This is a genomic window from Planococcus beigongshangi (assembly GCF_016820495.1).
GTDB classification, from domain to species: Bacteria; Bacillota; Bacilli; order Bacillales_A; family Planococcaceae; genus Planococcus; species Planococcus beigongshangi.
Window position 1 is genome coordinate 128,817 of record NZ_JADHDU010000001.1, and the last position, 22,765, is coordinate 151,581.

The 22,765-nt window shown below is 47.8% G+C and carries 18 protein-coding genes; 14 read left to right on the plus strand and 4 right to left on the minus strand.

What is annotated here, in order from left to right; genetic code table 11:
- Positions 1 to 139: 139 nt before the first annotated feature.
- Positions 140 to 1,591: a phospholipase D family protein gene (locus tag IQ294_RS00655; protein ID WP_238942575.1), complete on the plus strand. Its 1,452-nt coding sequence runs from the start codon at positions 140 to 142 to the stop codon at positions 1,589 to 1,591.
- A 47-nt stretch (positions 1,592 to 1,638) separates the two neighbouring features.
- Here the strand turns inward: IQ294_RS00655 and IQ294_RS00660 are convergent, their stop codons facing one another.
- Positions 1,639 to 3,204 carry an ABC-F family ATP-binding cassette domain-containing protein gene (locus IQ294_RS00660; protein ID WP_203332089.1) on the minus strand — a complete coding sequence of 522 codons (1,566 nt, stop codon included), beginning with the start codon at positions 3,202 to 3,204 and terminating at the stop codon, positions 1,639 to 1,641.
- A gap of 139 nt (positions 3,205 to 3,343) precedes the next feature.
- Positions 3,344 to 3,526, minus strand: coding sequence for an SE1832 family protein (locus IQ294_RS00665; RefSeq protein WP_203332090.1), 183 nt, complete (start codon positions 3,524 to 3,526; stop codon positions 3,344 to 3,346).
- A gap of 159 nt (positions 3,527 to 3,685) precedes the next feature.
- On the opposite strand from IQ294_RS00665, the gene IQ294_RS00670 reads away from it, so the two are divergent.
- Complete coding sequence (locus tag IQ294_RS00670; protein ID WP_203332091.1) at positions 3,686 to 5,512, plus strand: cation:proton antiporter; 1,827 nt, start codon at positions 3,686 to 3,688, stop codon at positions 5,510 to 5,512.
- Positions 5,513 to 5,674: 162 nt separating this feature from the next.
- On the plus strand, positions 5,675 to 6,238 hold the full coding sequence (locus tag IQ294_RS00675; RefSeq protein WP_203332092.1) for an NADPH-dependent FMN reductase: 564 nt from the start codon (positions 5,675 to 5,677) through the stop codon (positions 6,236 to 6,238).
- A gap of 561 nt (positions 6,239 to 6,799) precedes the next feature.
- Here the strand turns inward: IQ294_RS00675 and IQ294_RS00680 are convergent.
- A complete protein-coding gene (locus IQ294_RS00680) occupies positions 6,800 to 7,786 on the minus strand; it encodes a nuclease-related domain-containing protein (RefSeq protein WP_203332093.1) in 987 nt (328 codons plus the stop codon).
- A gap of 149 nt (positions 7,787 to 7,935) precedes the next feature.
- On the opposite strand from IQ294_RS00680, the gene IQ294_RS00685 reads away from it, so the two are divergent.
- From IQ294_RS00685 to IQ294_RS00730, 10 genes are all read left to right on the plus strand, one after another.
- On the plus strand, positions 7,936 to 10,095 hold the full coding sequence (locus IQ294_RS00685) for a DNA topoisomerase III (protein WP_238942576.1): 2,160 nt from the start codon (positions 7,936 to 7,938) through the stop codon (positions 10,093 to 10,095).
- Positions 10,096 to 10,159: 64 nt separating this feature from the next.
- Positions 10,160 to 10,651 (plus strand): Cys-tRNA(Pro) deacylase, encoded by a 492-nt coding sequence (gene ybaK, locus IQ294_RS00690; protein WP_203332094.1) that lies wholly within the window; start codon positions 10,160 to 10,162, stop codon positions 10,649 to 10,651.
- Positions 10,652 to 10,735: 84 nt separating this feature from the next.
- On the plus strand, positions 10,736 to 11,374 hold the full coding sequence (locus IQ294_RS00695; RefSeq protein WP_349291310.1) for a YczE/YyaS/YitT family protein: 639 nt from the start codon (positions 10,736 to 10,738) through the stop codon (positions 11,372 to 11,374).
- Between the two features lie 80 nt (positions 11,375 to 11,454).
- Positions 11,455 to 12,129, plus strand: a complete 675-nt coding sequence (locus tag IQ294_RS00700; RefSeq protein ID WP_203332096.1) for a class I SAM-dependent DNA methyltransferase — start codon at positions 11,455 to 11,457, stop codon at positions 12,127 to 12,129.
- Between the two features lie 21 nt (positions 12,130 to 12,150).
- Positions 12,151 to 12,624, plus strand: a complete 474-nt coding sequence (locus IQ294_RS00705; RefSeq protein WP_203332097.1) for an S-ribosylhomocysteine lyase — start codon at positions 12,151 to 12,153, stop codon at positions 12,622 to 12,624.
- An 11-nt stretch (positions 12,625 to 12,635) separates the two neighbouring features.
- On the plus strand, positions 12,636 to 13,568 hold the full coding sequence (locus IQ294_RS00710; RefSeq protein WP_203332098.1) for a PLP-dependent cysteine synthase family protein: 933 nt from the start codon (positions 12,636 to 12,638) through the stop codon (positions 13,566 to 13,568).
- Complete coding sequence (locus IQ294_RS00715; RefSeq protein ID WP_203332099.1) at positions 13,568 to 14,701, plus strand: bifunctional cystathionine gamma-lyase/homocysteine desulfhydrase; 1,134 nt, start codon at positions 13,568 to 13,570, stop codon at positions 14,699 to 14,701. The genes IQ294_RS00710 and IQ294_RS00715 overlap by 1 nt, the downstream gene beginning before the upstream one ends.
- 207 nt (positions 14,702 to 14,908) lie before the next feature.
- Complete coding sequence (locus IQ294_RS00720) at positions 14,909 to 17,053, plus strand: hypothetical protein (RefSeq protein WP_203332100.1); 2,145 nt, start codon at positions 14,909 to 14,911, stop codon at positions 17,051 to 17,053.
- Between the two features lie 218 nt (positions 17,054 to 17,271).
- Positions 17,272 to 19,395 (plus strand): M6 family metallopeptidase, encoded by a 2,124-nt coding sequence (locus IQ294_RS00725; protein ID WP_203332101.1) that lies wholly within the window; start codon positions 17,272 to 17,274, stop codon positions 19,393 to 19,395.
- A 94-nt stretch (positions 19,396 to 19,489) separates the two neighbouring features.
- The gene (locus IQ294_RS00730) at positions 19,490 to 20,680 is read left to right on the plus strand and encodes a glycine C-acetyltransferase (protein ID WP_203332102.1); all 1,191 of its coding nucleotides are present in this window, start codon (positions 19,490 to 19,492) and stop codon (positions 20,678 to 20,680) included.
- Between the two features lie 60 nt (positions 20,681 to 20,740).
- Here the strand turns inward: IQ294_RS00730 and IQ294_RS00735 are convergent, their stop codons facing one another.
- The gene (locus tag IQ294_RS00735; RefSeq protein ID WP_203332103.1) at positions 20,741 to 21,361 is read right to left on the minus strand and encodes a hypothetical protein; all 621 of its coding nucleotides are present in this window, start codon (positions 21,359 to 21,361) and stop codon (positions 20,741 to 20,743) included.
- A 229-nt stretch (positions 21,362 to 21,590) separates the two neighbouring features.
- On the opposite strand from IQ294_RS00735, the gene IQ294_RS00740 reads away from it, so the two are divergent.
- Positions 21,591 to 22,535, plus strand: a complete 945-nt coding sequence (locus IQ294_RS00740) for an L-threonine 3-dehydrogenase (RefSeq protein WP_203332104.1) — start codon at positions 21,591 to 21,593, stop codon at positions 22,533 to 22,535.
- The last annotated feature ends 230 nt before the right edge of the window (positions 22,536 to 22,765 follow it).

Here is a 22,765-nt window from a genome sequence, read left to right on the forward strand (position 1 = left end):
AGCATGCCGGAACTCCGGCATGCTTTTTGATGATATTCATTAATCTCCATATTTATTACAGGAAAAAATTTATGGATAATTTTTAAAGAAATAATTCTTCATCTGCAGTAAGATGAGAAGGGACGGGGGAGAATTCTGGATGAAAAGACGAGTGAGCAATTGGAGTAAGCGAAAAAGGATCATCATGGGAATTATTGGCGTGTTTGCCATACTTTATATCGGTGTCATCGTTTGGCACACCTTTAAACCGTTGCCTGCGGGTCTCGACTACGCCGGCGAGCTTCACGAGGTGGAGACGGTCGAAATGATTTACGATTTGTCCTATGCACAAAACCAGAAAGGGACAAACCTGAAGCATGAGCTGCGTATTTTCGATGAAATCTATACGATGATCGAAGAAGCGGAGGAATTTGTGGTCCTTGATTTATTCCTCTTTGACAATTACAACGATCAGGACACGGATTTTCCGGCGGTGGCAGAAACACTGACGGATAAATTATTGGAAAAGAAAAAGGAAGATCCTGATTTTCCGATTTATTTCATAACAGATCCATTGAATTTGGGTTATGGTTCCTATGAAAACCAGCTGCTCGGCTCCATGGAAGATGAAGGGATCGAAGTGATCGTGACGGACCTTGATAAGCTGCGGGACTCAACGCCGCTGTATTCAGGCCTGTACCGCGTCGTGTTCCAGTGGTTTGATGCTGGCGGCAAAGGCTGGCTGCCGAATGGCATGTCGAGTGATGCCCCGAAACTCACTTTGTCGTCTTATTTGAAGATGATGAACATCAAAGCGAATCACCGGAAAGCGGTCATTACGGATAAAGAGGCGATCATCAGTTCCGCCAATCCGCATAATGCCAGCGGTCTGCACGGCAATATGGCCTTTAAAGTGAGCGGGCCGGTGCTGAACGATATGCTGGAATCGGAGGAAGCCGTGTCGGCGTTTTCCGGCGGTCCGGAATTGCCGCGGGTTGAAGTGGAAGAGCAGAACGGGAAATATCAGGTTCAATATGTAACCGAAAAGAAAGTGCTTGATACGCTGCTAGCTGATATTGCTGAAACGGAGAAAGGCGACGACATCTATTTGGCGATGTTCTATGTCGCGGATAGTGATATCGTCGATGCCCTTACCGATGCCGCCAACCGTGGAGTAAATGTCAAGATGGTGCTCGACCCGAACCAAAATGCCTTCGGGAATGAAAAGACGGGCTTGCCGAACCGTCCGGTTGTCAATGAGATGCTTGAGAACTCTGGCGGAAAAATCGATGTCCGCTGGTATAACACTGTAGTCGGCCAGTTCCATACCAAATCCATCATGATCAAAACCGCTGAAGAAAGCTATATTTCAGGAGGCGCTGCGAATTACACGGAACGTGCCTTCCAAAATTATAACCTGGAAAACAATATCCGCATTATAGCACCGAATGACAGTGAACTTGTCAGTGACATGGATGCTTATTTTGATCGGATCTGGAATAACGAAGATGCCCTGTACACACTGGAAACCGATGCTTATCAGGATACATTCAGTTTTTGGCAGCGGGGGATCTATGGTTTCCAGAAAATATTTAAGTTGACTACCTATTAAAGGAAAAAAGGTCTCTACCCGTTTTTCGGGAAGAGACCTTTTGCGTCTTATTTAATCTGCGGCGTCTGGCCGGCAGAAATCCATTTTTCAACGTTCCATACTTTTGTTGCAAGTCCTTCGTAAAATTCAGGTTCATGGCTGACAAGGACAATCGTTCCTTTGTAAGCCTGCATCGCACGTTTCAATTCCGCTTTCGCATCAATATCCAAATGGTTTGTCGGCTCATCGAACAAGAGCCAATTGCTTTCTTCAAGCATCAGTTTGCACAAACGGACTTTCGCCTGTTCGCCACCGCTCAATTGGCTCATTGAACGGGAAATGTGTTCGTTTTTCAAGCCCGTGCGCGCTAATGCCCCGCGCACCTGTCCTTGATCCATGCTTGGATAGGCGGACCAGATTTCATCTAAAGGGGTATGTGAGGGTGCTTTGACTTCCTGTTCAAAATAACTTGGCGTCAAATATTCACCGCGGATGACTTCGCCGTCGAGCGGTTTGATCTTGCCGAGCATCGTTTTCAACAGGGTCGATTTACCGACGCCGTTCATGCCGACAAGCGCGATTTTCTCGCCGCGTTCAATCATGAATGACAACGGCGGCATCAATGGCTTATCGTAACCGATCGAAAGGGATTCCGCTTCCACTACATAGCGGCTCGGACTGCGTGTTTCCTTGAAACCGAATTGCGGTTTCGCAGCCACTTCAGGCTTATCGATGCGGTCCATCCGGTCGAGCAGTTTCTGGCGTGACTTCGCGCGTCCTGTCGTCGAGGCGCGTGCTTTGTTTTTGGCAATGAACGTTTCGGTTTTCTTGATCATTTCCGCCTGCTTTTCATAAGCATCGAGGTGCTGCTGTTTTGCAAGCTCCGCAAGTTCCACGAATTTCTCGTACGTGGCCGTATAACGTGACAGACGTGAGAATTCCAGGTGGAAAATGACATCCGTCACCGAACTCATGAATTCCGTATCATGCGAAATCAGCAGGAAAGCATGCGGATAATTTTTCAGATAGTTTACGAGCCACTGAATATGCTCTTCATCCAGATAGTTGGTCGGCTCATCCAGCAGGAGCACTTTCGGTTTCTCCAGCAGCAGTTTCGCCAAGAGCAGTTTTGTGCGCTGTCCGCCGGATAACGCTTCAACCGGACGCTCCAGCCCGATGGCATCCAGGCCAAGGCCGCGTGCGATCTCTTCGATTTTCACATCGAGCGTATAGAAATCACCGGCATCAAGTGCATCCTGGGCTTCTGCCATATCTTCCATCAGCGCCTCAAGATCTGCGTCCGGATCGCCCATTTTCATGGCGATTTCATTTAATTCTTCTTCTTTTTTATACAGGGGCAGGAAAGCATCCTGCAGCGTTTCACGGATTGTGCGTCCCGGTGTCAGCTGCGTATGCTGATCCAGGTAGCCGTAATGCGTTTTCGGCTGCCACTCGACCCGGCCGGCGTCGTGGATCAGTTTGCCCGTCAAAATATTCATCATTGTCGATTTGCCGACACCGTTTGCGCCGACAAGTCCGACATGTTCGCCTTCAACCAGACGGAACGACACATCGCTGAACAATGTGCGGTCTCCGAATGTATGGCTTAGATTTTCTACTGTCAATAAACTCATTAAATAATTCCTCCATTATATAGCTGGAAAGTCCGTTCCTATCAGACTGTCCTTACTAATCGGTAATCCGTAATCCTGTATCAATTCCGAATGCGTATCTGGCGGGGCATCCGGGAAAACACTCAAAAAAAAACCGCGGCTACAAATCCGCGAGTTTTTGGTTTAATTCCGCTAATTGCTGTTCCATCCGTTCAAGACGCTGTTCCGCTTTCTCCACCATTTTGGCGTGTCCGGTCGTTTCCAATTTCTCGATGTCGCCCTGGTGGCGCACATAATCCATTTTCAATTCTGCAATCTGATATTCAATTTCCTGCCTGTTCACATGATCACCCGCATTTTTCCTTCATTATAGCATAAATCCATGAGATTAAAATCATTTCGACTGGCATACCGCTTTTAATTGAGGGAATAAAACACGTATAATGTTTTGAGAATATCCAAAAGGAGGCGAAGGCCGATCGATACGCTGTTATTCGATCTCATGTTAATAATTTTTCTTGGGGTAATTTCCCAATGGTTGGCCTGGCGCTTCCGCTTGCCGGCGATTGTGCTCATGTCAATTGCCGGTTTGACTGTCGGACCCATTCTCGGAATCATTCATCCTGAAGAGAGTTTTGGTGAGTTATTCAAGCCTTTCATCTCGTTGGCTGTTGCCATCATCCTTTTTGAAGGAAGCTTGAATTTGAATTTTAAGGAAATCCGGGGATTCAATAAACCGGTTCTGCGGATTGTGACGCTCGGCGCATTTATCGCCTGGATCTGCGGATCATTTGCTGCGCATTACATCGCCGGCCTGTCCTGGGCAGTGGCATTTGTGATCGGCGGCCTGTTCATCGTTACCGGGCCCACGGTCATCCTTCCGCTGCTGCGCCAAGCCAAATTAAAACCAAGGCCGGCCGCAATTTTAAAATGGGAAGGAATTGTCGTCGATCCGTTCGGCGCATTGCTGGCATTGTTTGCGTTCCAGTTTGTACTGTTTGCGAATGGTGATGAAACGGCCGGCGCTTTCGGTCTGTTCTTCCTTGCATCGTTGTTTGCTGCTGCACTCGGGGCGGGAGCAGGTTTTTTGCTCGGGCGAATGATCGAGAAGGGGCAGGTGCCTGAATTCCTGAAAGCGCCGCTTGTCTTCGGCGTCGTGCTGCTGACTTTCGTTTTATCCGACATCGTCATGCACGAAACAGGGTTACTGGCCGTCACGGCAATGGGCATGACGATGGCCAATATGCATATCGCCTCCATCAACGACATGCGCCATTTCAAGGAGAATATCTCGGTTCTCCTGATTTCCAGTATTTTTGTGATGCTGACCGCATCGCTCAGTCTGGATGTGCTGATTGAAATCTTCAATTGGCGGATCATCGCCTTTGTCCTGGCGACATTATTCGTGGTAAGGCCTCTTTCCATCTGGCTCTCGACAATCGGGACGGGGCTCTCTCTTCAGGAGAAGACGCTCATCGGCTGGATTGCGCCGCGGGGAATTGTCGCGCTGACCGTTTCCGGTTATTTTGCAGGCGTTCTATTGGACGCGGGCTTTGAAGACGCCGAATTGTTGACTGCGCTGACATTCGCCCTCGTGTTTTCGACAGTTGTCGCGCACGGCTTTACCATCGGCTGGCTCGGACGTAAGCTGGGCCTGTCTTCCGGCGATCAGCCCGGCATCCTTATTGTCGGAGCGGGAAGTTTTATGTTGAAACTGGCTGAAGCCCTTGCTGAAAAAAATAAGAACGTGCTCCTGATGGATCTTTCGTGGGGCAGGCTGCAGGCTGCACGTCTTGCCGGATTGAACACATACACAGGTGAAATCCTGTCCGAGCATACACAGTATGAACTGGAATTGACTTCCTACGATACGATGATAATGGCAAGTGAACTGGATTCGTATAATGCCCTCGTCATCAACAATTTTGTGCCTGATTTCGGCCGTGAGAATATGTATAAAACGTCCATTCATCAAGGGAATCCGGCTGAATTGAATGCTTCTTTGAAAGGGCGGACACTGTTCGGCAATGAATGGAATATCCACGAGCTGAACAGGAAAGCCGATGAAGGCTACACCATCCGTAAAACGCAATTGACGGAACAATACAATTATGAAGATTACAAGAAAAAATGGAGCGCCGATACGATCCTCCTGTTCATTGAACGGGAGCAGGGGAAAATCGAGTTCTATACAAGCGGCAGCTTCCCGGAGCCGAAAACCGGCGACACGATCGTCAGCTTTACATCGCCTGTCCGTCAATCCGATCGGACGCAGGAACGTCTGGAAAACAAGCGTGCAAGAAACGGGTCTTCTCCGCCTAAAGAATGAAATCTTGATTTCATAAGGTTTTTCGATACAGCTCTGCCTATGCTGTTTGTTATGATGGAAGAAAGTCGGTTCCGCTGGTTTTTTACTGGCCGGATCCGCATAAGCAATCAACAAGAGGCAGCCTGCTGCCCAGTATAGAAGGACTTGAGGAGGAACAGTTTTATGAAGGTTTTATTAGTGGATGGCACAATCGTCGGGAGAAAGACCGGCGCGATTTTGGAGCAGGTGAAAATGTATATCCAGGAATTCCAGCCGGAGATGGAATTGGTGATCCTGAGCCTGGCCGATTACGAGCATCAATTCGTGGATGGGCGTCCGCTTGGTGAATACAACGAGAGCATGCAGGAAATCGCTCGCCGTTTCAACGATGCAGACGGCTACATCATCGCGACGCCGATCTTCCAAGGCTCGATTCCAGGTGTCCTGAAAAACACATTCGATTTGCTCCACCCGCGTACGATGCGCTATAAACCAGTATCGATTGTCGCAAATGGCGGCACTTACCAGCACCACCTGGTCATCGAAAATCAGCTGAAGCCGATTCTCGATTATTTCCGGTCGCTTGTGACACCGAACTATGTCTATACGCATACGAGCCATTTCGACGCTGACAACAATATCATCAATGAAGACGTCCACGACCGCCTTCGTGAACTGGCACGCGTTTTCGTGCAGTACGCCGAGATGAGCAAGCATTTGTCGAAAGAGACATTGGACAATCATTAAGATAAGAAAAGCGACAGTGCCCGTTCAGCTCTGACAGGTATAAGGCGAACCGGCGTAGTGGCGTCCTTTGCCACGCAGCTGGTTTGACTTATATCCCGAAGACCTGGGCCACTGTAGTCTGGACACAAAAAGCAACCGTTGCTTTATATATATTTAGAGAAAAACCTCCCGCGGGAGGTTTTTTGTTTTGTGTGGGAGAAGCATGTTTAAGATCAAGTTCAAGGGCTGAATGGATGCTTTTCGCCGAAGCCCATGCGAAAAGCGTCCTTCTTTTAGGAAATCTTCGCGAAAGCGAAGATTTTTTCAAATTAGGGGTTGGGGTTGGTTTTTTGGTTGAGATTCTGGTGATTTGGTGTTTATTTGGTTGTTTGAAGTCAGGGTGTTGATTGATAATCGGGAGTATTGGTTAAAATCTATCTAAAATTGTAGGAAATAGCTTTGAAAAAGGGTTTTTACTGGATTTTATTTACATTTATTAAATTGTGATTTCCAGTAAAAGAGCTTACTTTCCAAAACCCTTAAAATACTTTCCAAAATAGCCGAAATACTTTCCATTTTGACTTAAATACTTTCTAAATCAGCCGAAATACTTTCTATTTGAATAATCTCTTCTGGAATTTGATAGATCCGGTCTTTATAACTGCCTGTATAAGGCATATTGGCCATTTTTAATAATTTGGAAGCAGTAGTGGTCGATTCAATTCCAGTGAAATGACGAAACTCTTTATTGGTAATCGTTTGGTTGATTAAAGATCTATATTGTAACAAAGTCTGGAAATGGGCAGAACGATCAACCCGCGAACATTTCTTACAAGTCCACTTCCGCCAGTAATATTCCATCTCTCCTCCACAATCTTTTCCGCACAACACACCTTTCCGCAAATCCGCTGGCACATTCAACTCCCGCAACGGTGGATCCATATGCAATTGCAGAAGCTGATCTGCAAGGCGCCGGGTCTGGCGCGTATTCAGTAGGTCATCAGGATATTTGGCCGCCAGCTGATCGAGCAGATAGGGCAGGCCGGATGACTGGATGACGATGCGATTACCCGGCCGGCTGCTCACGATGGACGAGGGATAAGTGAATACGATAATACCGACCACAGGGAGCGGGATTTTTTTCTCCTTTAAAAAATTCCGGACAAAGCCTTCGTGCCGCCGCACCTGGTCGTCGGGATTGCGCATGCCATCGATGCTGCCGTCTTTATTGGTACGGGAAAATTGGCGCAGCTGCGGGTCGAAATGCAGTTGGCCGGAAATGCTTTTGATTTCCAATAGAAGAACGAAACGGTTGGTGACTAAGACGGTATCGATCTGATGGGAGGATGTCGCCTTTTGGATATACAGGTCATGGATTAAGTAATGAGGAAGATTAAAAAGGATTTCACTCCATAAGTTGTCAACGCGCTGTTCGCCGTGGAAGCCGGCGGATATGCGTCGGAGTTTTTCCGTCCAGTGGGGAAATAGGGGATGGACGAGTGGAAAACGCTGGATCAAACTTTCGAGCTGGAAAATTTCCGGCGGTTCAGAACGCTTTTTCAGGATCAACGGGTCAACTCCTTTCTTTATTAACTAAAGAATACCTCTTTTTAAGAGAAGAAGAAAGAAAATTCTGTTTGATGATAATAAACACCTCAACTGTCTTCAACAGCCAAAAATGCTATAATTATAAAATGAGAAATGAGGGTGAAACTATTATGAAATCTATAGTATTAGCGGAAAAGCCATCCGTAGCCCGCGACATCGCGCGCGTGCTCGGATGCAACCAAAAAGGCAACGGTTTCCTGGAAGGGAAGCAGTATATCGTGACGTGGGCGCTTGGCCACCTGGTGACACATGCGCAGCCGGAGCAATACAACAACGACTTCAAGGAATGGAAGATGGAAAATCTGCCGATCCTGCCGAAGCCGTTCAAGCTCGTGCCAATCAAACAATCGATGAAACAATATAACGCAGTAAAAGCGCAGCTCAGCCGCGGCGACGTGAAAGACGTCATCATCGCGACGGATGCCGGGCGTGAAGGGGAACTGGTCGCGCGCTGGATCCTCGAGAAAACGAATACGCGCAAACCGGTCAAACGCCTGTGGATTTCGTCGGTCACCGATAAGGCGATCAAAGACGGCTTCAATAATCTGAAAGACGGCAAAGCCTATGAAAATCTCTACCAGGCGGCAGTCGCAAGAGCGGAAGCTGACTGGGTCGTCGGCATCAACGCGACGCGCGCGTTAACAGTGAAATACAATGCGCAATTATCAACAGGCCGCGTGCAGACGCCGACGCTTGCAATGATTGCGGAACGCGAGAAGCAGATCCGCAACTTCCAGCCGAAACCGTATTACGGCATGCAGGCGATTACAAACGAAGCGGCATTCACGTGGACAGACGGCAATTCGACACAGTCGTTCGATAAAGAGAAGATCGACCGTTTATTCCAGAAGCTCGACAATACGCATGAAGGCACCGTGACGGATATCAAAATCACGCCGAAAAAGCAGCCGGCGCCGCCTTTATTCGACTTGACCGAATTGCAGAAAGAAGCGTATAAACGTTACGGCTGGTCGGCGAAAGAGACGCTGAACACGCTGCAGAACCTGTACGAGCGCTATAAAATCGTGACGTATCCGCGGACGGATTCGAAGCATCTGACGTCGGATATGAAAGACACGCTGAAAGACCGCATCAAAGCGGTGCAGACGGGGCCATACCGCCCGCTTGCCGCAACGATCCTGAAATCACCGGTTGCACCGCAGAAAGGCGTAATCGACGATGCGAAAGTATCCGACCACCACGCCATCATTCCGACGGAGGAAAACCCACCGCTGCATGAGCTATCGGCGAACGAGCATAAATTATATGACATGATCGTCACGCGTTTCCTCGCGGTTTTCTATCCGCAGTATGAATACGACCAAACGACGGTCAAGCTCACTGCCGGCGATGAAACGTTCCAGGCCAAGGGCAATACGGTAAGAAATGAAGGCTGGAAACGCATCTACAAAGATGACGAAGCAGACGGCGACACGACGCTGCCGCCATTCGAAAAAGGGCAGACGCTGAAGATCAAAGGCATCTCCCTCACCGAAGGCAAAACGAAGCCGCCCGCTTTCTTCAATGAAGGAACGCTGCTCAGTGCGATGGAGAATCCGGCGCAGTTCATGGCGGGTGAATCGAAGGAATTGATCAAGACACTTGGCGAAACAGGCGGACTCGGGACGGTAGCGACCCGCGCGGACGTCATCGATAAGCTGTTCAATACGTTCCTGATCGAGAAGAAAGGTAAGGACCTGACGATTACTTCGAAAGGGCGCCAGCTTCTTGAGCTCGTTCCGGAAGATTTGAAATCACCGAAACTGACAGCCGACTGGGAACAGCAATTGACGAAAATCGCCAAAGGCCAGATGAAGAAAGAAACATTCATGAAGGAAATGGTTTTATTCGCGGAGAAATCGGTTTCCGACATCAAGAAGAGCGACCGGAAATTCAAGCACGACAATGTCACCGGCAAAATGTGCCCGGATTGCGGCAAGCCGCTACTTGAAGTGAACGGTAAACGCGGCAAGATGAACGTCTGCCAGGACCGCGAATGCGGCTACAAAAAACAAGTGGCGATGCTGACGAATGCGCGCTGCCCGAACTGCCACAAGAAACTGGAAATGCAGGGCGAAGGTGACGGTAAGATTTTTGTCTGCAAATGCGGACACCGCGAGAAGCTGTCGGCGTTTGAAAAACGGAAGAAATCCGGCCAGTCGAAGGCGACGAAAAAAGACGTCAATCAATACCTGAAGCAGCAGGACGAGCCGCCGCAAAACACGGCAATGGCCGAAGCGCTGAAAAAATTGCTTGGTCAAAACGATTAGAAATAGTGCGACAATGGTGGTAAGCTGATTTTATAACGACAGTTTACAGGTAAGGAGCGCCGCTATGGGAAAGAAGATGACCAAAACCAATGCAGCTAGGATTCTGGATAAAGAAAAGGTTCCCTATGAGATTATTCAGTATGAGACTGGAGACGGTTTAGTGGACGGCGTTTCAGTGGCTGCCAAAATAGGCCATCCGGAAGAACAGGTCTACAAAACGCTTGTCGCAGCCGGATCTTCAAAACAGCATTATGTATTCGTCATTCCGGTTGCGGAAGAACTCGATTTGAAGGCGGCTGCCAAAGCCGCCGGTGAGAAAAAGATTGAAATGGCACCTGTCAAGGACATCTTCCAGCTCACCGGATACATACGCGGTGGCTGTTCGCCGGTCGGCATGAAGAAGCCGTTCCCCACTTATGTCGCACAGCAGGCGGAAATGCAGCCGGAAATCATCGTCTCCGCCGGAAAAATCGGCATGCAGATTAAACTGGATCCCCGTAAATTACTGGAAGTCACCAACGGGCAGTATGCGGGATTGACAGTGTACAACGATTGATCCTGATTTCCACCCATTGTTTCCAATGGGTGGATTTTTCGTAAGACAATATGGGAGACCATTCAGTGAAAGAAGGGCTGTTTGATGAGAACGACGTTTTACCGCTGGCTGTTCTTTCTCAGTGGGTTAATAATCTTGGCACTCGGTTTTACGATGATCATTAAAGCGGACAGGCTCGGCATAGGCCCATGGGATGTGCTGCATGTCGGGTTATTCCTCAAATTCGGATTGACCATCGGCACCTGGTCGATTCTGGTCGCTTTTGTCCTGATCATCATTTCCACCATCTCGCAGCGGAGGCTGCCGCAAATCGGCACTTTCCTCAATATGATCCTGGTCGGCATTTTCATCGACATCTATTACTTCCTGATTCCGGATATCCCTTCGATGGCAGGACAGATCATGATGCTGATCGGCGGCATCATCGTTTCCGGCTTCGGGGTTGGCATTTATGTTTCGCCGAAAATCGGAGCAGGTCCCCGCGACAGCCTGATGCTGGTGCTGATGCAGAAAACAGGTTTAAGCATCACGATTGTGCGTGGCGGAATTGAGCTGTCAGCAGCACTTCTAGGCTGGGCGCTCGGAGGACCGGTAGGGATCGGCACGATAGCGGTCGCTCTGTTGACCGGCAGGATCGTTCAGTTCACCTTGCCGCAAGCTGAGGCTTTATTGAAAAAAATCATTGTAAAAAAAGATGAACTGCCGCCGGTTTTGAAAGTTTGAAACCGGTGCTTTTTTATGATATAAATAAAGCCGAGTAAAACTATTGGTTTTATAGTAAATGAAACCTGGAGGAGAATATCATGGGACGCGAGTTCGTAACTATATTTGATGAATGGGTTCACACATATGACGATTCAGTAAGCGGAAAAGACGCAGAATACAGAGATGTATTTTTAAGATATGAAGAAATTCTGCAGGCAGTAGCGGATGCGGCAACAGGCCCGGTAATCGAGTTCGGTGTCGGGACAGGGAATCTGACGCAGAAATTGATCGGCCGCGGACTCCAGGTGGCGGGTATTGAGCCGAACGGGGCGATGAGAGGAGTGACACAGGAAAAACTGAAAGATGTGTCAATCATCGACGGCGATTTCCTGGAGTTTGAAACACAGCTAAAACCGAATTCGTTTGTCAGCTCCTACGCCTTCCACCATCTGACGGACGCTGAAAAAGCGGATGCATTCAAACTCTATGCAGAACTGCTTCCGGCAGGCGGAAAAGTGGTATTCGCGGACACGATGTTCAAGTCGGCGGAAGCCCGCAATGAACTGGTTGACTTTGAAAAATCACGCGGTCATGATAACCTTGTAGAAGATTTAAACCGTGAATATTATACAACTCTGCCAATTATGAAAGAGCTGATCGAACAGGCCGGATTCACGGTGGAATTCACGCAGCTCAACAATTATGTCTGGCTGATCGATGCGAGCAAGAAAAGCGGAAACGGCCGCTCGAGTCTGGACACTAAAAATTATTGAAATTAGAAGGAGACGATCCAATTGAAAAAGATGAACGTTGAAAGTTTCAACCTTGACCATACGAAAGTGGTAGCACCTTACGTAAGACTTGCTGGTGAGAAAACAGGGGCAAACGGGGACACGATCCGTAAATACGATATCCGTTTTAAACAGCCGAATAAAGAGCATATGGAAATGCCGGGGCTTCATTCACTGGAGCATATGATGGCGGAACACAGCCGCAACCATTCAGACCAGATCATCGACATCGGGCCGATGGGCTGCCAGACAGGCTATTATCTGTCATTGATCAACCACGACGATTACGATGATGTACTTCGCATCATCGAAAATACATTGAAGGATGTCATTGAAGCAGATGAAGTGCCAGCCTGCAATGAAGTGCAATGCGGTTGGGCAGCAAGCCACAGCTTAGAGGGCGCGAAAGAATTGGCACGTGAAATGCTGGCGAAAAAAGACGAGTGGCACCAGGTGTTCGCGGAAGAAACTGTCTGAGGAGAATGGATATGAAATTTGCCACAGGCATTCAACAATTGATCGGAAACACACCGCTGTTGGAATTGACGCAAATGGACATTCCGAACAAGTGCCGGATTTTCGCCAAACTTGAATATTTCAACCCGGGCGGCAGCGTCAAAGACCGTCTGGGTGTCTCATTAATAGAAGATGCTGAACGCCGCGGATTATTAAAGCCCGGCGGCACAATGATCGAGCCGACTGCCGGAAACACTGGCATCGGCTTAGCTATTGCCGCCATCGGCAAAGGCTATCGGGTGAAATTCGTGGTACCGGAGAAATTCAGCCAGGAAAAACAGGGACTGATGCGCGCACTTGGTGCGGAAGTCATCAACACGCCGACTGAAAAAGGCATGAAAGGCGCGATTGCGAAAGCGCAGGAGCTCGCAGAAGCGGAGCAGGCGTTTTCGCCTTCGCAATTTTCGAATCCGGCCAATCCGGAAACCTACGTCCATACCTTGGGACCTGAATTATGGGAAGCGCTTGACGGCAATATTGATATATTTGTCGCAGGAGCAGGATCGGGTGGAACATTCATGGGAACATCCCGTTATTTGAAATCGCAAAAAGAGGACATCAAAACGGTCATTGTGGAACCGGAAGGCTCGATTCTGAACGGTGGCGAGTCCGGTCCGCATCTGACGGAAGGCATCGGCATGGAGTTTATGCCGGATTATATGGACCGTGCATATTTTGAAGCGGTCCACACGATTACCGATAAAGAGGCTTTTGCGGCGCTGAAGGAATTGGCGAAACGCGAAGGCCTGCTGGTCGGCAGTTCTTCCGGGGCAGCGTACGTTGCTGCATTGCGCGAAGCGGAGACGGCAAAACCGGGCAGCCATATCGTCACGGTATTTGCGGATTCAAGTGAGCGGTATATGAGCCAGGATATTTATAACAGAACGTTCGAGGAGGAAAAATGATGAGAGCCAAAACAAGATTGATCCACGGCGGCATTGTCGGAGACGAAGCGACAGGCGCAGTTTCCACGCCGATTTATCAGGTAAGCACGTATAAACAGGAAGCGGTCGGCAAATTCAAAGGCTACGAATATTCACGCACCGGTAACCCGACGCGCCACGCGCTCGAAGAATTGATCGCAGACGTCGAATTCGGTCATGCCGGATTTGCATTCGGTTCTGGAATGGCAGCCATTTCATCCGTCATGATGCTATTTTCAGCGGGTGATCACGTCATACTCACTGACGACGTTTACGGCGGAACTTACCGTGTCATGAATAAAGTCCTGAACCGCTTCGGTCTGGAATTCACGTTTGTTGATACAGGCAATCTTGAAGAAGTGGAAGCGGCAGTGAAAGAAAACACGAAAGCGATTTTCATTGAAACACCTACGAATCCGTTGCTTAAAGTGACAGACATCGAAGCTGTTTCAGCATTCGCCAAATCGAAAGGCCTTCTGACAATTGTCGATAACACATTCATGACGCCTTACCTGCAAAGCCCGATCAAATTGGGGGCAGACATCGTTCTTCATTCTGCGACGAAATACATCGGCGGACACAGTGACGTTGTTGCCGGTCTGGTCGTTGTCAATTCAGAAGAACTGGCAACGGATCTTCATTTCGTCCAGAACTCTGTCGGTGCTATCTTAGGGCCGCAGGATTCATGGCTGTTGATGCGCGGATTGAAAACACTTGGCATCCGTATGGAAGAAACAGGCGCGAACGCCCAGAAAATCGCTGAATTCCTGAAAAACCATGATGCAGTTGATACAGTTATCTACCCAGGTCTTCCAGAACATACCGGCCACGAATTAATGAAGAAACAAGCCACCGGTTTCGGCGGCATGATTTCATTTGACGTGGGCAGCAAAGAAAAAGCGGGCGAATTGTTGGCGAAACTGAAATACTTCACACTTGCTGAAAGTTTGGGCGCAGTGGAAAGTTTGATTTCAGTGCCAGCTCAAATGACGCATGCATCGATTCCGGTCGAGCGTCGCGGCGAGCTTGGCATTGTTGAGGGCCTTGTACGGATTTCCGTCGGTATTGAAGATGTCGAAGATCTCATTGAGGATCTGGAACAGGCATTGAGCTAAAAAATATAAAGGCGGTTCTTCCCATTGGACTGTAGGATCATAAAGCTGAAGCGGCCCGTTCATACGAGCAGCTTCAGCTTTATATTGTTTAAAAAAAGGATTATTTAGGAAAATAAAAATATGAATATACAATATTTCCTATGATTTAAGTTTTATACGATATATAATGGTGCGAAAAAGATACTTCAATATGAAAGCAGGACGAGAATGAAAAAAGTTATCATAGCTGCAATTGGTTTACTTTTGGTGCTGTTGGGAGTCTGGTGGATACAGGCAGATAAACCTGTTGAGTTCACGATCTTCAACCAACCCGAAGTCCAGGTTGGAACAGAAAAAGATGGTATTTCGTATTCTGCCCGCATAGCAGGAGAGCAATTCGAAGTTTTTGAAGATGGCGAATGGCGGGAAGTGACTATAAAAGGGGTCAATCTCGGCATGGCTAAACCCGGCACATTTCCGGGAGAGGCAGGGATTACACGGGAAGAGTATGATCGCTGGTTCGAGGCGATCGGCGAGATGAATGCCAACTCGATCCGTGTCTACACACTGCACCCGCCGGATTTTTATGAAGCACTGGAACAATACAATAAAAAAGCGGATACACCATTGTATTTATTCCACGGTGTATGGATTGATGAAGAGCCCCTCGAAGAGACAAAAGATGCTTTCACTCCTGAAATTACAGAAAGGTTCCAGCAGGAGATGAAAACGATTGTGGATGCCGTCCATGGAAATGCAGAAGTCGAACAGCAACCAGGCCATACCTATGGGAAGTATAAGGCGGACATTTCGGATTATGTTATCGGCTGGATGGCCGGTATCGAGTGGCATCCGCACATGGTCCAGGAAATGGGGATGAAATATAAAGATCTCGGAGAGTACGATGGCACATTCATCAAAACGGAGGATGCCAATCCGATGGAACATTGGGTTGCGCAGCAGCTGGATGTGCTGGCTGTCTACGAACATGAAAATTACGACAGTATGCGTCCGCTAAGCTTTACAAATTGGGTGACGACGGATAATATCGACCAGCCGGCAGAACCGAGCGAACAGGAAGACCTGGCGACAGTTGACCCCAATCATATCGAAACGAAAGGTGAGTTGGCCGAACCCGGTATTTTCGCTTCCTATCATGTCTATCCTTATTATCCTGATTTTTTAAATCTGGATGAAAAATACACGGAATTCATCGATCATCGAGGCGAAAAAAATAATTATGCGGGATATCTGCGTGACTTGAACGAATCGCATGAAATGCCGATCCTGATTGCTGAATTTGGCATTCCGGCCTCTCGCGGCATGACGCATAGAAATCCGTTTGGCTGGAATCAAGGATTTATTTCGGAACGGGAGCAGGGAGAGATTGTCAGCCGGCTGTATGAAGATATTCTGGAAGAGGAAATGCTCGGCGGCCTGGTCTTTACCTGGCAGGATGAATGGTTCAAGCGGACATGGAATACCATGGAATATGATAATCCCGATGAACGGCCGTTTTGGTCCAATGCCCAGACCAATGAACAGCAATTCGGTCTGCTGAGTTTTGATCGCCATAAGATCAAAGTGGACGGAGAAGATGATTGGCAGGAGGAAATGGTGCTTTACGAAAAAAGTGAAGGCGCAATCCGTTCACTGTCAGTGGATTCGGATGAACGCTATGTGTATGTAAAAGCCCAATTTGAGCCGGATGAAGAGTGGTTTGCTAAAGACAAGCTGCACTTTTACTTCAGTGTCCGTGAAGACGAAGGAATTGCTGTGGAAGATGGATTCCTGGCCGATTTCGAATTGAGCATCGAAGGCGAAGACGCTGCGCTCCGGGTGGCAGGGGATTATGATACCTTCTATTATGACTATCACAACCGCCTTGAAATGATTCCGGAAGAACCGGCAATCGAAGAAAATTTCCATCCCATAAGACTGGCGCTGAATAAAGCATTCACGCGTCCTGACACAGGAGAAGAAATTCCATTTGAAGCCTATGAAACGGGCTTGATGCGTTTCGGTATGGCAAATCCGGAGCATGAAGACTACGATTCACTGAATGACTATTATTATTCGGAAGAGACAGGGATTTTGGAAATCCGCGTTCCATGGATGATGCTCAATGCCAAAGCTCCGGGGAAAAAAGAATTCACCGGTGATTTGCAAAAAGACGGTATTGAAGCGAGCAGCACGGTTGAAGGCATCGGAGTGGCGGCAATCCTTGAACGGGCATCAGGCGGCGAAGAGATGCTGGGCTTAGAAGGCGACAGTAAGTTATACGACTGGGAAACGTGGCAGCTGCCGCAGTCAGAGGAACGGCTGAAGCAATCCTATTATATTCTGCAGGATCTATTCGGCAATATGGAATGACCACTAAAAGATCAAAAACATCTGTGCAGAATTTCTGCGCAGATGTTTTTTTGAATATACAAGAAATATTTAGGCCAAATAGCCAATTACACCAATACCATTTTCCTATTACTTCGAATTTCGAAATAAACATTATACACTATACTTCTGAATTATCAGATATGTTAAGCTCGTAAAAGATTAAAAAATTCTGATAAGTTGGAAGGGGAACACATCAAATGATCAAGAGCAAATGGATTTCAATTTTATCAGCAAGCGCGTTAACTTTATCATTAATGGCGCCAGCTGCAATGGCGGCTCCGGCAGAAATATTGCCGTCTGTGAAAGACTGGAACACGGAACGCTACGGCGACAGAATCGATATCGATCAAAGCCTCAATGAATTATCACAGGATGCCAACTTCCTGAAAGAAGCGGATAAGAAAATTAAAGCACAGGCAGGCAGTCTGGATAACGCAGCTGCCGGTTCCAGTAATGCTTCGGCACAAAGCTCTTTTACTGAAGATCACGGCACAAAACTGTTCCTTGACCGCAATCTGGCATTCAAAGAATTCACCCTGCGCAGCATCGGGGACAATGTCGAGATCTGGGTAGCGAATGACCTGGCTTACGGACCGGATAATCCGAAGCCGGCGGATGTCGTAACACAGGAACAGGTCGATACATTGCGCGACGAATTCGACAGCAATATTTATCCGGTAGCCACGGATTTCTTTGGAACGCCGGATTCATTGAATGGCTCGAATTCCCCGCTTCCGGGAATGGTCGGTTTGCCGGAAGGATATTATGAAGGGTCGGATAAAATCATCATGCTGGTTGACAATGTCCAGGATGAGGGATGGAACGATCCTACCTACCCATTCTTCGTTGCCGGTTTCTTCTGGCAGACGCTTGAAAATTATACAGACCGCAACATCATTACAATTGATACGAATTCATGGGAAACACGCCTTGAAAGCACATTCTTTGGAACGACGATCCATGAGCTTCAGCATTTGATTCAAGCTGATAACGACGGAGCTGAAGAAACTTGGCTGAACGAAGGGATGTCAACATTCTCTGAGTTTCTTGGGGGCTACGGCCACGGTGAAGGATCGATCAATTTCTACCTGGATCACCCGGAAAACTCACTTGTAAACTGGGATGAGCATGGCTCAGCCGCTACGGGTCCTGAAACGATCGCGGATTATGGGCAGGTTTACCTGTTCACGCTTTATATGTACGATAAATTCGGCCAGGAGTTCATCCGTGAATTGGCTACGGACGGCGACAACCAGGGAATGTCAAGCGTCGACAAAACCCTGAAGGATTACGGCACGGATAAGACATTCACAGAAGTTTACCAGAACTTCATGACGGCGATCACTTTGGATAACTCTGAAGTGAGCAGTGATTATAACATCGACAGCATCGATCTGCGCAATATGCCTGTCGGAGACGGCGTAAGAGGCAAGACGGTAGACTTTGAAAAAGCGAAGACATTTGAAAAAGAAGGCGTACCGGCATGGGGCGGCGACTTTAAGGAATTCAACTTAGGAAAAGATGTACGCGGCCTTGAATTTGACGGCGTTGATTTCCTTCCGCTTCAGTGGAGCGCAGTTGCAGATCCTAAAGGTTCTGGTCAGCAGGTGCTTCATGCAAACAACGGTGACGAAGCGGATCAGGCATTGATCTTCGGCGCAACGGTGCCGGCTGATGATGCAGCGCTGACTTTCGATCATTATTATGACATTGAAGAGCAATGGGATTTTGGTATGGTGCAGGTTTCAACGGACAACGGCGAAACGTGGACTTCACTTGAAAATGACAACACACGGTCAGATGTAGTCGAAGAAGGCTACCCGACGATTAAGGAAAATGTTCCAGGGTTCACTGGCACGAATGGTGACTGGGCTACAGAAACATTTGATCTTTCCGCTTATGCTGGACAAGAAGTATTGGTGTCATTCCGTAACCTGACGGACTGGGGCTCAAACAATACAGGCTGGTTCATCAAAAATGTTCAATTGGGTGATTTCTCAAATGACGGTTCTACTACCGAAGCATTCCAATCCCTTGGTCAATTGAAAGGGGAATATGTCGACTTCACGACTACTTTCATCCAAACAAAGAAAAATGGCAAACAGCGCGTATTCCATGTCGATCCGTTCAATGTGACGGATAAAGACGCGCTGGATCTTCAGCAAGTGCTCCGTGAAGGCAATGTGAAAATGATCACTTCCTACGCAGCTCCGGAAGGCCAGAAATCAGCACAGGAATTCACTTATGAAGTAATCTATAAAAAAGACAACCCGAATAAGGGCAAAGGCAAAAATAAAGGTAAAGGCAATAATAAGAACTGATTGAAAAGCGGGCCGAGGCCCGCTTTTTCTTTTTGTGCCTAATTGCGTTATGATAAGGAAGTAGAACAATCATGTAGATGAAAGGGAGATTCCATTGTCAAAAAAACTAGATGCTTTCCTGAATGATAACCTGAATGAACTTAAAGAGCAGGGTTTATATAACGAAATCGATCCTGTTGAAGGACCGAACGGACCGATCATCCAGGTGCGCGGTAAAGACCTGATCAACTTGTCTTCCAACAACTATCTGGGTCTTGCGACAAACGAAGACCTGAAGAGGATCGCCAAAGAAGCGATCGATAAATACGGAGTCGGCGCAGGTGCGGTCCGTACGATCAATGGTACGCTTGACCTTCATGTGAAATTGGAGGAAAAATTGGCTGAATTCAAAGGCACAGAAGCGGCAATTTCATACCAATCCGGCTTTAACTGCAATATGGCAGCCATTTCTGCTGTCATGGACAAAAATGATGCGATTCTTTCGGATCAGCTGAACCATGCGTCCATCATCGACGGCTGCCGTCTGTCGAAAGCGAAAATCATCGCTTACAAACACTCGGATATGGAAGATCTTCGTGCAAAAGCGAAAGAAGCGACGGAATCCGGCCAATACAATAAAATCATGGTCATCACAGATGGCGTCTTCTCGATGGACGGCGATATCGCGAAACTTCCTGAAATCGTGGAAATTGCAAAAGAATTCGACTTGATCACGTATGTCGATGATGCTCACGGTTCAGGCGTTACCGGCAAAGGCAAAGGCACAGTGAAACATTTCGGTCTTGAAAAAGAAGTCGATATGCAAATGGGGACTCTTTCAAAAGCAGTCGGAGTGGTCGGGGGCTATGTAGCCGGTAAACAGAACCTGATCGACTGGCTGAAAGTCCGTTCACGTCCGTTCCTGTTCTCCACTGCAGTAACGCCTGGAGATGTGGCGGCAATTACAGCTGCGATACAGATGATCATGGATTCGACAGAACTTCATGACAAACTGTGGGAAAACGGAGATTACCTGAAAAAAGGCCTGAAAGAATTGGGCTTTGATATCGGTGACTCTGCAACGCCAATCACGCCTTGCATCATCGGCGAAGAAAAAGCGGCACAGGAATTCTCGAAACGCCTCTTCGAAGAAGGCGTCTATGCGAAATCGATCGTTTTCCCGACCGTACCAAAAGGAACAGGCCGCGTACGGAATATGCCGACGGCTGCCCATACGAAAGAAATGCTGGATCAGGCAATTGCGATTTATGAAAAAGTCGGCAAAGAGCTTGGAGTTATTAATTAAAAAAGAGAATCGCCCTGCGGCTAACTGCCGGCAGGGCGATTTTTAAATTTTTGATCCAGTCTATTTCACTCGTTCAAAATTCTTTTGCAATGTATATTTCTGCACACCGCGAGCTTCCTGGACGCTCTTCTCGGCCAATTGGAGGAATTCCGCCTCATTCGTTTCGCGCGCGATCAAAGCCTCGATGGAATGTTTCATCCAAGACTCGCTGATTTCATTGCTCAGATTTTGGGCACGCTGCAAATCACCTGATGCGACTGCCGCCTGAGCCAGATAATAACTGCGCAGCGGTTCAGGCTCGATCGTTTCGGCATGCTGCACTGCCACAGCGGCCTGTCCGCGGTGGAGTGCTAAAAGGGTACGGTAAATGGATTGCAGTTCAGGCTGTTTGTGCTTCTTCAGCACCTGTTCGATGGCCGCTTCAACATCCTGGTCACTTCCATTGCCGAGTGCATAGGGAAAAGCGAAAATAGGTTTGAATCGATTCCGTTTGATATAGCGTCCGATCCGTGGAATCGAATTGGAAAAATAGACGGCATAAACCCCTGGCAATACCATTGCAATCAGGTATAAACCGATCACGATCGTAAATACAAGCCACCTGGAGAGGCCGTAGGATAATAACAAAGCTGTCAAAGCCATGCCGATGCAGAACAATGGTAATAGGCGCAGGGATCTCATGGTTCACCTCCAACAAAAGATTCTTTTCTAATAGAGGAAACTCTTTTCGTCTTTGAAGCTTTATATCAGTATATCAAATATGTTCAAGACCAGGAATTTTGAAAGTCGTTGTGTTTTTAAAGAGAACAATTTATAATGGCGTTATAGCAAAAGCTGTCACAACAACAAATTTACCGATGTTATTGTTTTTATACAGAGGACATATGTTTTAGTCGAGAGGAGCTTTTATATGAAACGAATTATGATCACTGGTGCACTGGGGCAGATCGGTTCCGAATTGACCGGAAAACTGCGGGAGATTTACGGTGCGGACAATGTCTTGGCGACCGATATCCGCCCATCGGAAGATAAGAGCGGACCATTTGAAATTCTGGATGTGACCGATGCGCAGAGAATGCATGACCTGGCAAAAGATTTCGGTGCCGACACGATGATGCATATGGCTGCCTTATTATCTGCCACTGCAGAAGAAAAACCATTGCTTGCCTGGAATTTGAATATGGGAGGTTTGGTCAATGCGCTTGAAGCATCCCGGGAACTTGGCATGCAATTCTTTACGCCGAGCTCGATCGGCGCATTCGGGCCATCGACTCCTAAAGTGGATACACCACAAGACACGCTGCAGCGACCAACGACCATGTACGGTGTCAATAAAGTCTCCGGCGAATTGCTGTGTGACTATTATTTCCACAAATTCGGCGTTGATACTCGAGGCGTCCGTTTCCCGGGATTGATCTCATATGTGGCACAACCGGGCGGCGGCACGACGGATTATGCAGTGGATATCTATTACAAAGCACTGGAACAGGGAAGCTATTCTTCCTTTATCGATAAAGGGACGTATATGGATATGATGTATATGCCGGATGCGATCCAGGCGATCATCGACCTGATGGAAGCGGATCCTTCAAAACTTGAACACCGCAATGCCTTCAACGTAACGGCGATGAGCTTTGAGCCTGAACAGATTGCAGCTTCCATCCGCAAATTCATTCCGGATTTCAAAATGGAATATGATGTGGATCAGGTTCGCCAGTCGATCGCTGACAGCTGGCCGGACAGCATTGACGCATCGGCTGCGGTCAAAGAGTGGGGCTTTAAAGCAAGCTATGATCTCGATGCCATGACGGCGGACATGCTTGAAAAATTGAAAGTCAAACTGCAAAAAGCGTAGCAGGAAAAGCGACAGGGCCCGTTAAGCGCTGAAAGCTATCAGACAGAATAGCGAAGTGGCCCTGACCATGTAGCCAGGCTGGTTAATGACCCGAAGAGCCGGGCTACTGGAGTCCAGACACAAAAAGAAAAAATGCCATCCGCCGACGCAGATGGCATTTTTGTGTTTAGTCGAGAATGAAAAAAGGTAAGTAAGTATTCGATATTCCAAAAACAGCGCCGATAATCTGG